Below are 13,495 nucleotides of genomic sequence, written 5' to 3' on the forward strand. Positions count from 1 at the left end.
GCAAGGGTTTGAAGATTTATATACTGCAATTATTAACGAGAAGGAATGAGTACAGTTGAGAGAATTACAAGTAACGATCAATTTCCGTGCACCGGGTGCAAATACAATTCTGACAATTCAGTACAATTCATAATAATTCACTAAATTCCCTTGAGCAATATAGCCACTTTGCTTTATTAGTAGAGTGTAACAGCAAAAGCAGACGGCCAATTAGAGGTGCATTATCGCACTTCTAAACCGTCTGCTTTTTAAATTTCTGAAAATCTTTAATTAGGATAAATTGCATTTGGCAAAATCGTGTTTGTCCCTTTACGAGCTGAATATCTCGAATCTTCCCAGCAAATCGATAAATATCCTGAAACAAATGAAAATGTAATGTGCCTAACGACTTTGAAATAAAGCTCGTTATCTGATAATCACCTTGTTCAAATTGCAGTGCCCTTACCGTAAACACATATTGTTCAGCAACTTCTAGCTCCCCAAAATTAGTAGCCCCTACTAAATTTTGTGCTAATAAGTACTGCTCATCTTCATCAAAATTATACTTTTCCAAGTTTCATCACTTCTTTAATCATTGCAACGGTCAACGGTGTTTTACTATTGACTGTTTCAATTGCACGTAATGCCACTTGCTTATTAATTTTTATATTTTTAAGCGTCAAATTCTTCTCAACACGCTTATACATTTCTGATTCTAAATTAATATTCATGCAACATACCCTCTGATAAATCCCATTTAAATCAACCTAGCTCCAACCAAGCCACAGCCTCACAATGCCATGAGTGCTGAGCGTGGACAGAATATAATAAGGATGTAGTAGAATCACCTAAATCTCATTATTAAAAATAAATAGAAAAAGAACTATCCTAGAATAGATAGTTCAAAAATTATGCTAATTGGAATTTTTTAGACTGCTCGACTTCAATTACATTTGGATGACTTTTTAATAAATCCACCATACGATGTTCAACTTCCATAATTACAATATTTTTTAATTTAGCTACATGTAAAACTACACCGTATTCAATTAAGTTATTGATATTATCTCTGTCTCGCACTTGAACTAGATATTCCTTCATTAAAAGCCACCTCCGTAAATTTCTTTAAATCGATAAGGCCAAAACCTTGCTCATACTTAGTATACCCTAAATCAATACAAGTTTGATACATATAATTTATAGCATCATCTTTTCCTAATGTATGATAAACCGCTGCTAATATACCTGTTACTACAGGAGCAGCAAATGATGTACCACTAGCAATTTTGTAATACTGATCAGAAATCACCTTCACAAATCCTGGCGCTAATATATTGGGTTTTAAAAAGGTTTGATCCCCTTTACTACTGGTTGAACTTAATTTATTTTCTTCATTTGTAGCACCAACTGTAATAGCCTTTTCAGCTCTTCCAGGACATCCAATACTAATTCCTTCATCTTCTCCTTGGTTACCTGCCGAACTAACTATTATCATGTCAGTCGCTTCTACTGCTGTATTTACATAATCACATACTTTACAATTCCCCAAACATTCATTTCCGTAATCATCGTCCATCAATAGTTCGAGAGATATATTCAATATATTTATGTCTAAATCTACTGCTATATCTATACTTTTTATAATTCTTCCGCTTGTAATATCTTCACCAAAGTGAGCAACCTTTATACTTGTTAATAATGCTCCTGGAGCAAAACCTTCAATAATTTTACCAACTATAGTACCGTGTGTATTTCCTAAAGAATTTTTATATTCAGTAAGGTCAATTGTTTCAATTAGTTTGGCACAGTCTCCTTTCTTTATTCCAGAATCTATTATCCCTACAGAAACTTGCCATCCTAGACTTTGAGTACTTTTTAAATATCTCTTATCTATTTCGGTTTTAACTTGAAAATTGGTATCAACATTTGCCAATTTAAACTTTTTAGACTTTTCAACTTCTAAAAATAATCCTGTAGATTCTAAAGCTTCTTTGGAATATGCCTCAACTACTAATAAATTATTAAACTTTGCTTTATGAGTAATAGATAATACATCTTTATATTTCTTATTAACTTCTAGGACATCTAGTTTAGTTGTTTTAGCTATACAAATAAATTCCACATTATCACCATCTTCTAAACCACCAATTTTACATTATCTTACACTAAAAAACCTAGCATTTCTATAGTCAATTTCTTAGTAATAAATTTCTTGTATACATTTATTAACCTATTTATTTTCAGTGGATAGGCTACACTAAGTTAGACAGAATAAATGAGGGGTTGTAAACTTAGACTACTAACTAAAGGGAGCGTGCTAATATGCCACGTCGACGTCGAAGTGGTATGGCAACACTTTTGGTCAACTTTTATAGGAAGACTCTTAAAGCATAAGGGGGCGTACAAGTTGCTTGACATGGAGCCTATATGGGCATGACTCCTTGCGCCAGAAAGCCAGCAATATCAGGCTGGCTTAGCCAATCAAGGCTATCATGCCCATTGCTCCACGTAAAGTTCTTCTTCGTTGATAGGCTTAGTGTCCAGCTAAATATAGCCTATCCAGAATGTAACACCACATCAAATGATTAAAGAAATTGAGGAATTACTTAAATAAAAGTCATATTACATACTTTCACTACATAATTTTGTTAAATATATTTAACACTTAAAATTAAAATTTAAGGAGTATGTTAAATCGATTGACTTAAACATAATCCTTTTAAATTCCATTTCTTATTATAGCTGCTTTTTAAGCTTTTTAAGCAGCCTAATTAACACTTTCAAGGGTAACATAATACCGAGACTAAATAACGTCTTTAAAGCACCTACAAATTTTCTATTAAAACATACGACATAGTCTGAACCATTACTTTTCTTATTTCCCTTGCATTTCTCATTGAATCCACTTTTTCCTTCAACTTTTCTTTGATGTTTTTCTCTTGTATTAATACTTGATCAATCTTACTGAACTTCTTTATTTCTTCATCATATATACTCTCGATTATGGACAATTTCGCCTCTTTTTCAAGTTCGTTAAAACTAATAAAATGATCAAATCTCGAATAAATAGGATCCCCTAAACTTTTCCGAATTTCCTTCTCGTCTAAATAATTTGAAGTACAGAATATTATAGTATTTTCTAAACAAACTTCATAATATTTGTCTGTATAAATCCCTTCATCAAACAATTGATAAAATGCGCTGTAGAACATGGGGTGCGCTTTATCAAATTCGTCTAATAAAATTATATTTGTTTCCCTATCTAATAAATCTTTGGCAAATGAATTACTTTTATCCCCAAAAATATAATTCATAAATTTTTCGTTGTGAAACATTGAAAGTTGTTTACGAAATAATTGCCCAGTAGGATTTATAATAGAATTTATTAATTTCGCTGTTTCAGTTTTACCTACACTAGAAGGTCCATATAGCATAATTACGGTAGGTTTATGAGTACCTTTATTGGTAAGGCTATATAACGAGGCCAATAGCTCCCTTTTCACTTTAGGTTGTCCGAATATTATTTTTTCGAAGTCTTCTTTTATCTTTTTTAAATGACGTTTTTTTAGATTAGAATAGCTATAATTATGGATTTGAACGAATTTTGACTCCTTAATACTCGCTAGTTGTTGCTTAACTTTCGCTGGAGGATTTTGCATGATTATTTTTTCATAACCCAAAATTTTTGCATATAAAGAGCTATATGTTAAAAAACCTTCAATAAAAAAATCTGCAACACCTGAATATTCATCAGAAAATATTACTAATGCTTCATAATTAGCTTCAACTTCGGGAACAAATTCTTCTTTAGGGCTAATAATTCTTACTAGGCTAGATAATGTCAAGATTTTTTCAGTAGGTAATCTTTTTTCAAATTCACTTTTAGGACCATTAAATACTTCATATATCAATTCCCTCTCACCTCTACGCCTGCGAGAATCACATCATATATTTTTAATATTGGCTCATTCTGATAACCGCTATATTCTTCATCTTCAAGTACATCTGCTGCTGAAATCCGAACACTTTGTCGATTAACGTCCATTTCATTTTGAATATCTAATTCTTTTTCAGAAGCTGCTCCTACCTCGATTGCGTAATAATTGAGGCCCATTCTCGGTAAGTCCATCAAACTATACGCGTTTTTAAAAGCATTAATATTAAACCTGAATATGGCTTTAATTTCTCCGTTATATGCTAATAACTCATAATAGCCTTTTGCGCTTAGTAATATTTCATCGAAATTATGTATATCAAAATCACGCATATCTGCCATTAACGGGGAATCTTCTTTAATAATTTTCATATAAGGGGTGTACATTTTCATAAATGAAAATGAATTTTTAATTGGACTCACCTTAAAATTTTCAAAACAATTAATTTTTTTCGAATCTATAAGTGCATGTCTTAAATTATAAAAATCAGATAAAATTGTATTAGATATAGTTTTAGTAACTAATGAGTCACTTGTCTTTGAAGCATTTGTATTTATCTTAGTATTAAAAGCAGCCTTAATAGCCGTGAATAGATTTATTTTCCCACCTGCTTCACCTACTAACTCAACACTTCCACCAAAATGTACAATGCCCTTTTCTTCATCTATTGAAATTAATTCTCCACCATACTCGATTTGTAGAATGTCTGTTGCGGAACCCTCATCAAAATATATAATTTTTTGCATAGTAGTTTCTCCTCCCGTTATTTGTATTTTAAATATATAAAAACAAACCGCCAAAATACGAACGTTTATTCTATTTTATTTTAACGAAGTTTAATTAGCAAGGAAAAGACTTAATATTCTTTTTATTCACACCCCTACCAATTCACCCAAATGTTAAATGCACCCGAAAAGGGATTTTACTTATTTGATAAAAAAACCTGTATGGAAGTATATATCCACACAGGTATAAAAACTATTTAAATTAGATTTGCGCTCGAAACCATTTATATAAATCTTTTGCAATTAAAGAATACACAGTTTTATAATAACTATCCTCTGCTCCTACTAGTTTACTAAATGCAGCTTGGTCTTCTGCATAATGGTCAAGTATCACATCCTGGAAAATATCCTTAAACAAATTATTCTCAAACATTTCCGTGCTATTATTTTTGGCCATATTAACTAATTTTAAATCCGGGTTCTGCTTAAATGATTTATAAAGCCTTTCAAGTAACACTCGGTCAGCGTCTGTAAAATCATTTGGGAAACGTTCGTTTACACGATGTATAATTTCTTCTAATGAATCACGCTCTTCTGGTGGCTTAATCCCAGCATTAATTTGCTTTGGATTACTTAATACACCTGGCTGTTCAGCTACAAGTGAGATTTCTCCTTCAAAATCCTTTTGCAGCTTGTAATATTCCAATTTCACTTTATCCGATACATCGATTTTTTCACGCGTCTCTTTTGGAATGAATTTCAGTAAATAGTTCGTAAAAATATTTTCCTCTAATAATTCCATATCAAAGGTACGGTCTAATTGCGAAACATAGTTATACCATTTCCCAAAATTACGTAACGTCACTCGGAATTCATATTGCGTATCCTTAGCAAGTTCGTTATAACGCTGAATGATTGGCTTAAATGAGCTTGAGATGCGCCCTAACAGACGTTCATCTTGCTTATTTTGTGCTTGCTTAACTAGCTTCATCACTTGATCAATATCATCCTGATTGTAAATATTATATTTACGTAGCTTACTCTGTGTATCATAAATAAGATTAATGTTAATCTCATTATCTAGAGTGGTTACTTCATAAAAGGGTTGGAAAGCTGCCAAAATTTCTTCTTCTGAATTTACAAAATCTAAAATAAACGTATCCTTTTTACCTTGCATTGTACGATTAAGTCGTGATAATGTTTGTACTGCCTTGACACCACTCAGCTTCTTATCGACAAACATAGTATGCAATAACGGCTCATCAAATCCTGTTTGGTACTTCTCTGCAACGATTAAAAGATTGAAATCTTCAGTATTAAATACTTCTTTTAATTGATTTTCCTTTACTCGCTCACCGTCTTTTGTCACATTCATCGATGGTTCTGTATAATCTACCCCATCATCACGTACAGTACCAGAAAATGCTACTAGCACATCTAAGTCTTTATATCCCTGTTCTGCTATATATGCCTTAAACTCCTGCATATATCGTACAGCATGTAAACGAGAAGGTGTGACAACCATTGCTTTTGCTTTGCCACCAATTGCCTTCTTCGTTAATGCACGGAACTGTTCAATCATCACTTCTGTTTTTTGTCGTAACACCCACGGATGGAATGATTGATAGCTAGCAATAGCACGAACAGCTTCTGTTTTCGGAAGTTCTGGATTATCCTCAATTTCTTTTGCAATTCGGTATGAGGTTTTGTACGTCATATAGTTTTTCAATACATCTAAAATAAATTCTTCTTCAATTGCTTGACGCATACTGTAAACGTGGAAAGGTGCAAAACTGCCATCCATTTTCTTCGTGCCAAACATTTCGATTGTTTTTTCTTTTGGTGTAGCTGTAAACGCAAAGAAGCTTAAATTCTGATGACGTCCTTGTGCTAATAAAGTTTTCACTAATTCATCCTGATCATCTAACGTTGTCATTTCAATTTCTTCTTCAATATCTTGGTATTCTTTTAGAGTTACTTCTTTATCAGCTAAGGCTGCTTTTAATTTTTGAGCGCTATTACCCGTTTGAGACGAATGCGCTTCATCAACAATGACTGCAAAATTTCGTCCATTAGAAGCATCTACTTCTTCATAAATGACCGGGAACTTTTGCAATGTCGTAATAATAATTTTTTTACCATCATTAATTGCATTTTTTAAATCTTGAGAGGTCTTTCGATCGTCAATAATTTCTACTTGTCCCGTAGTATGGTCAAAACTCATTATTGTTTTTTGCAGCTGACGATCTAATACAGTACGGTCTGTCACAATGATAGTTGAGGCAAAAATTGGCGTATCTTCATCATTATGAATCGAGGCAAGGTGATATGCTAACCATGCAATACTGTTGGACTTGCCTGACCCAGCACTATGTTGAATTAAATAGTTTTCTCCACTGCCCTTTTCCTTCACATCTGCAATCAACTTACGTACAACATCTAATTGATGATAACGAGGGAATATAAGTGTTTTCTTCGCTTCATCATAATTCATGAAACGTTGTAATATATCCATGACATTATCGCGATGCAACACCTGTTCCCAAAGATATGCTGTAGGATATCCTTCTGCATTTACTGGATTCCCTTTACCGCCAACATTGCCTGCACCATTAGAACCTTGATTAAACGGTAAAAAATATGTTTTTCGACCTGCTAACTTCGTTGTCATAAATACTTCATAATGATCCACTGCAAAGTACACTAAAAAACGAGTATTCAACTGAAAAGCTAATTCTTTAGGATCACGGTTTTCTCGGAATTGAATTTTTGCATGTTCAACAGATTGACCAGTATATTGATTTTTTAATTCTAACGCAATAATCGGAATCCCGTTTAACATCAATACCATATCAATTGTATTGTGGTTATTTGGGCTATATGCAAATTGGCGAACACACGTAAACTGATTAGCTTCGTATCTCGCTAATACGTCGTAATTCAATCCAGAGACAGGTTTGAAATACGCAATCTTTAATGAAACGCCACGATCTTTTATGCCATGACGTAATACATGTAGTAATCCATGCATTTGTATTTCTTCGTTAAATCGCTTCAAAAATTTCCGAAGAACATCTTCTTTATAAATCTTTTCATAACGTTCCCATTGCTTCGGTTGTGTCTTTTGAATAAAGGTAATTAACTTATCTAAATCAAGTCCCATACTAGCATCATAGCCACAGTGCTGAAACTTTTCACTAGTCCATCCACCTTGGCCTGTTAAAACTGATTCAATATCTTGTTCAAAGCGAATCTCCTTCAGTTCAACCAAAACTATCCCCCCTAGACTTCTTTTTTGCCTGTTACGTATTCGTAAATTAAAGATTTTTTATATTGCTCTAATTCTTGAATTACTTTTTCCTTATCATTAATAATGATGTTAATACCACTCAATTTATCATTCAAATAACTTACAATTTGATTTTGTTCAAATCGATTTGGTAACACAATAATTAGATTTGACAATTCCTCTCTGTTTATTTTTGGCATTTTAACCCTATCTGCTGTAATCATACTAACTTGATGTTTAAAATAATATGACATCATTAAGTAAATAATAAATTCACTATTTTCTGTTGTATCAATTGGATACATATCAGCGCTACAAAGACCATCAAAAGGTGCAATTACGACTTTATTAAGTTTTGGACGAATTTTAGAATATAAAATTTGCCCCTTATAAAAATAATAATTACTACTAGAAACTCCGGACTCTTTAACGGTTTTAAATTTTATTAATTTGGCTGTATCTTTTTCTATATCATCTGGAGAAACTTGTTGAAAATTAGGAAAATCATTAGGATTCACTAGATTGGATTTTATATTTATAACATTACCAAATTTCAAAACGCTCCATTTAACAGGTATATATCCCATCCACTCAATCCCACTGTCCTTCATCTCACCATTTTTATCTAACCCTTTTGTTACTACTTCTGTAATTAACGTTTCCTTGTATTTTTTTAATTCTTCGATGGATTGTTGGGTGTCTTTTATTAATTTAGAAATACGATTCAATTTTTCATTTAAAAACTGAACAATTTTTTCTTGTTCTTCTTTAGATGGATAAACTATTGGAAAATTTTTTATCGTTTCATCGTTTAAAGTCCATCTATTTTCATAAGAAACTCCTTTACCATGTGTAAAAAAAGATCCTAGCCAATATTGTAATTTAAAATAATAATTATAAAAATAAGGATTTGTATCTTTATTAGCTTGAAGATTTACATATGCAGGACTAATAACACCACAAACTTCTGATATATTAGAATTGTCACCACTAACTAAATCCATAGGGTTAATTAAAATGTCACCTGGTGCAACTGGATTATAATTTGAATAATCAGCAGCAATTTGTCCTTCCCCTGTCGAAATATCCCTAATTTTAATTCCACTTCTAGCTAAAGTTAATATATCGAAATTTTCACTGTTAGGTTTTCCTTTTTTTCTAAAGAAATTATGCTTAACCTTTTTCACTTGCCAATTAATTGGTATTTCACCAATCCACTTGACACCTGAGTCTTTCATTAGTCTAGTCAACGTTACTCACATCCTTGCCTGATAATGCTTCGAAGTTTGCTACGATAGATTCCTCAAGTTTTTTGATTCGTTCTGCAATTGCTTCTGACGGTTCTGGTGCTGAGTATTTGTAGAATAGTCGTGTAAATGGTATTTCGTAACCCATTTTGTCTTTGCTACGATCTATCCATGCATCTGGATTAAACGGCAATACTTCTCGTTCAAAGTAATCCTGGATGTCTTCTTTTAACGGAATGTCTTCTGTATCACGTAAGCTTGTATCTGCTACTGGTTTGCCTTTTTTTAATATGATATTGCCTTGTTCATCGCGTTGAGAGCTTTCGATTGTCACTTTTGTAAAGCCAAAATCAGCATTATCAAAGATTTTTGATTCTACTACTTTATCGCCTACGATATATTCTTTATTATCAAACTCACCATACGCTTGTACAATAACATCACGGCATTTCCCATCAATATCAACTCGTTTATTCCCTATATTTTTACGGCGTTTTATAAACATTTTTGATGCGTCAAGTAGTTGAACTTTGCCTTGTCTTTGTGCTGATTTATTTTTTGTTAAAATCCAGACATACGTAGAAATTCCTGTGTTATAGAATAAATCCGTTGGGAGTTGAACGATTGCTTCTAGCCAATCATTTTCAATCACATATTGTCTAATTGCACTCTCGCCACCACCTGCATTACCTGAGAACAATGCTGAACCGTTGTGTACAATCGCCATGCGTCCTGTTTCTTTTAATTTAGAAAGTCCATTTAATTGGAATAATAATTGACCATCGCTAATTTTAGGCAAGCCAACACCAAAGCGACCGTTTTCACCTTTTTGATGTTCTTCCTCTACCTTTTGCTTGTCTTTTTTCCAATCAATACCAAAAGGTGGGTTAGAAATGCAGTAATCAAACGTGTAGCCTTCAAATTGGTCGTTAGATAATGTACTACCTAATGCCATGTTGTCTGGATTACCACCACGAATCATTGTATCGGCTTTTGCTATAGCATACGTTTCAGGATTTAACTCTTGTCCAAAAGTTACAACTTCCGCATGACTATTGAAATCATGAATACGCTCCATCATAGCTGACAGCATTTGAGACGTCCCCATCGTTTGGTCATACACTGTTTTTACAACATCTTGACCTGTTAATGTACTTTGATCTTCAACTAACAATAAATCCGTCATTAAATAAATGACATCACGGCTCGTAAAGTGCGCCCCAGCTTCTTCGTTATAGCTTTCCGAAAATTTTCGAACAAGTTCTTCGAAAATATACCCCATATCCGTACTCGTTACTTTATCTGGTCCTAAGTACGAATCTTTTTTATTAAACTCTTGAATGACATGGTATAAAGCATCGTTCTCTGCCATCGTTGTTATCTCAATATCAAATTTAAAGTTCGCTAAAATATCCTGCATGTTATCAGAAAAACCATTTAAGTATTTTCGGAAGTTTTCTTCGATATTTGCAGGATCTGCAAGTAATTTATCAAAAGTATATTCACTTGTGTTGTAAAAAGAATAACCCGCAGCTTTTTCTAACATACGTTTTTGCATCGCATCATTCATATTTTTGCATTGTTCTACAGCTGCCCATACTTTTTCACGCGAAGGCATTAGCGTGTCGTGTAAACGCTTTATAACGGTCATAGGAAGAATCACTTTTCCATATTCGTGAGGCTTGTATAACCCTCTTAAAATATCCGCTACGTTCCAAATTAAATTGGCTTGTTTTTGGACATTTTGCGTTGTCTGTTGATTTCTGTTTAATTCACTCATTTTCAGTCTCCTTAATAATACATATTTCACTAGAAACCCTTTAATAAAGGGCTTCTTACCATTTAAAAATATTTATAACTTAGTTACAGCTTGAAATGCTGCGGTTAACCCCATTTTCTCATAAAGATCATAGTAATTGGCATTATATTTTTCCTTCGCCAATCGAATTGCATCTTCTAATTCGTTATCTGCATTCAAAAATTTCTTACCTAATGCTCGCTGTATATCAGCATCTATTTTTGGAACAAGAATTGATTCAATATCCTTCACACTCAATACCGTCACAGCAGTTCCCTTTTGCTTGGAAGTTATATAATACGTACCAATTGGACTTTCTAAAAACGATTTAATGAAATAAGAATTCACATCGTTATTAGGTCGAATAATTATAAAATTATGCGATGCAACAAGCTTTCTATCTAACTGCGGTACAACAGCAATCTTAATAGCACTACCTCGACTAGATAATAAAATATCTCCCTCTATCACTTCATAAGCATTTGCCTTTTCTGGATCTAAATCAATTGCATTTAACTGCTCGAACTGAATTTTGCCATCTTGAACATCCGCTAATTGAAGTAATTGGTATTCTCCATCCTGCTGCTCTAATTCTTTTTTGGGCGGCGTATTCATCCCCCTAATGATCTTTGCTAATTGCTTCATACTAACTTTTGGTTCTGGTGAATTTTCATAAGCATTTTTATTAACTAAAACTTCTCCAAAAATACTTTCCACATCGTCAACAGTAAAATAATTTCCGATATTTAAGTTAGCATCTTCAATATCCTCAATAGAAACAAACATGCTATATTGTTTAATTTCTTCAGCATTATAATATGCATTTATAATTTTTTCTTGATCCTCTAACCTTAAAATGTTTTGCCCACGTGATTTTTCTACATGGTCTTGCGCATTAATAAATTGAATTTTACCTTTACGTTCAGATGACTTGTTTTTATTTAAAATAAGAATAACTACAGGGATATTAGTAGTAGCAAATAGATTTTGCGGAAGACCAATAACTGCTTCAATTAAATCTTCATCTATAAGTGCTTGCCTAATCTTCTTATCTGCACCGCCTCTAAATAGAGTACCATGTGTAACGACAAGTGCAGCTTTCCCATCTTCTTTTAATGATGCTAATGCGTGCTGTATAAATGCCATATCCGCATTAGAATTACTCGGAATGCCGTACTTATACCGATTGTACAGGTCATATTCAGCATTTTCACTGCCCCAGTTTTTTAGCATAAATGGGAAATTCATAAGCACATAATCAAACTTTTTAAGTTGCCCTTCAACAAATGCAGGTTCTAATAAAGTATCTCCCAATACATATTTAAAATCGAATCCTTGAATTATTAAATTCATTTTACCTAGAGCATAGGTTGATGGGTTTATTTCTTGACCAAATAGTTGAACACTTTGTCCATGCTTATTTGCATATTTAGCTGCCTCTGTTAAAAGTAATCCGATACCTGCTGTACCATCATATACAGAACCAGACTTAATATTTAATAGCGGTGGGAGTAACGTAGTAATAGAATTCGGTGTGATAGACTCACCACCCGCTTTACCTTCTTGAGAAGCTAGAAAATATAACGTGTCTTGAAATAACTTTGGTGTAATTTGAATTTTATTGATAAGCGATACTAATCTCTCGACAGTTTTATCATCTAAATCCATGATTTCTTGTATAGCAAATAAACCTTTTAACTCTGGATTTTTACTTTCAATATCTAATATGGCCTTTACTAACTTGTCTTTCAATTCCTGATTGGAAAAAATAATATTACTCCATTTAGTCAGCTTTGGAACTTTAAAACGATCATCACCTTCCAAAAACTTCACCATCATTGTTGAAGTTACTATTTTCTTTTGTGTACTTGTATCTACTTCGCCTCTTAAAACATCAAAAGCTTTCCATACACCATTTAAATCCTCCATAAAAACCTCCTAATATGAATTACTCTAAAAAGTAATTCAATTAACTTTTTATTTATTTTTAAAAAAATAGGGCGGAAATTCAAACCAATTTTTTTACCTTAATAAAAAGATAACAGTTTTGAAAAAGAAAGTAAAGTGTTTTTATTAAAAAGTTTTTAGTTTACCAAAAAAGTTAATGCAATTACTTTTATTTGTAGTTTAATAATTGTTTCATTTCTTTTATTTTAATGAAAATAAAACGAACTATACTATCTCTTTAAAAAGATTCAAGTAATAGTTCGTCTTTTTGATTGAAAGAATTTTTTATGTAATTAAAGTAATAAGCCCTCCAGGTTTAAAAGGATATGACTTATTAGAGCTTATTAATGGTCACCAATATGAGTATCTAATTGTATTTTAACCACTGTTAAGAGTACATTTCCTATAAAGTTCCTTTTATTAGTTACTATTAATATTGACTAAAAACTACTATGCAAACCCCCAGTAGCAGTAATGATTTTAAGCATTTACTAACTTCATGTCATCACTTATTAACAGTTGTAATTCAATCTTTTTGACATTGGTAACTATTTATAGTCACCACTTACGGTTTG

10 protein-coding genes are annotated in these 13,495 nt (G+C 32.6%); all 10 read right to left on the reverse strand.

From position 1 onward, the window contains the following. Positions 1-232 precede the first annotated feature (232 nt). The 10 genes from MKX47_RS17210 to MKX47_RS17255 all read right to left on the reverse strand — a co-directional run bounded on the left by MKX47_RS17210 (position 233) and on the right by MKX47_RS17255 (position 12,902). A complete protein-coding gene (locus MKX47_RS17210; RefSeq protein WP_340776636.1) occupies positions 233-553 on the reverse strand; it encodes a hypothetical protein in 321 nt (106 codons plus the stop codon). Beyond that, on the reverse strand, positions 540-710 hold the full coding sequence (locus tag MKX47_RS17215) for a hypothetical protein (protein ID WP_340776637.1): 171 nt from the start codon (positions 708-710) through the stop codon (positions 540-542). Before MKX47_RS17215 ends, MKX47_RS17210 begins: the two co-directional genes overlap by 14 nt. A 178-nt stretch (positions 711-888) precedes the next feature. Continuing rightward, positions 889-1,080 (reverse strand): hypothetical protein, encoded by a 192-nt coding sequence (locus MKX47_RS17220; protein WP_340776638.1) that lies wholly within the window; start codon positions 1,078-1,080, stop codon positions 889-891. Next, positions 1,043-2,101 (reverse strand): S8 family peptidase, encoded by a 1,059-nt coding sequence (locus tag MKX47_RS17225; RefSeq protein ID WP_340776639.1) that lies wholly within the window; start codon positions 2,099-2,101, stop codon positions 1,043-1,045. Before MKX47_RS17225 ends, MKX47_RS17220 begins: the two co-directional genes overlap by 38 nt. Positions 2,102-2,804: 703 nt before the next feature. Next, the gene (locus tag MKX47_RS17230; RefSeq protein ID WP_340776641.1) at positions 2,805-3,890 is read right to left on the reverse strand and encodes an AAA family ATPase; all 1,086 of its coding nucleotides are present in this window, start codon (positions 3,888-3,890) and stop codon (positions 2,805-2,807) included. Further along, the gene (locus MKX47_RS17235) at positions 3,887-4,660 is read right to left on the reverse strand and encodes a DUF6414 family protein (RefSeq protein WP_340776643.1); all 774 of its coding nucleotides are present in this window, start codon (positions 4,658-4,660) and stop codon (positions 3,887-3,889) included. Before MKX47_RS17235 ends, MKX47_RS17230 begins: the two co-directional genes overlap by 4 nt. A 241-nt stretch (positions 4,661-4,901) precedes the next feature. Continuing rightward, the gene (locus MKX47_RS17240; protein ID WP_340776645.1) at positions 4,902-7,910 is read right to left on the reverse strand and encodes a type I restriction endonuclease subunit R; all 3,009 of its coding nucleotides are present in this window, start codon (positions 7,908-7,910) and stop codon (positions 4,902-4,904) included. Between the two features lie 11 nt (positions 7,911-7,921). Beyond that, positions 7,922-9,178, reverse strand: coding sequence for a restriction endonuclease subunit S (locus MKX47_RS17245; RefSeq protein ID WP_340776647.1), 1,257 nt, complete (start codon positions 9,176-9,178; stop codon positions 7,922-7,924). Then, positions 9,171-10,955 carry a type I restriction-modification system subunit M gene (locus tag MKX47_RS17250; protein ID WP_340776650.1) on the reverse strand — a complete coding sequence of 595 codons (1,785 nt, stop codon included), beginning with the start codon at positions 10,953-10,955 and terminating at the stop codon, positions 9,171-9,173. Before MKX47_RS17250 ends, MKX47_RS17245 begins: the two co-directional genes overlap by 8 nt. A gap of 72 nt (positions 10,956-11,027) precedes the next feature. Then, on the reverse strand, positions 11,028-12,902 hold the full coding sequence (locus MKX47_RS17255) for an N-6 DNA methylase (RefSeq protein WP_340776653.1): 1,875 nt from the start codon (positions 12,900-12,902) through the stop codon (positions 11,028-11,030). Positions 12,903-13,495: the final 593 nt, after the last annotated feature.

It is taken from the genome of Solibacillus sp. FSL R7-0668 (assembly GCF_038006205.1).
Taxonomy (GTDB): Bacteria; Bacillota; Bacilli; order Bacillales_A; family Planococcaceae; genus Solibacillus.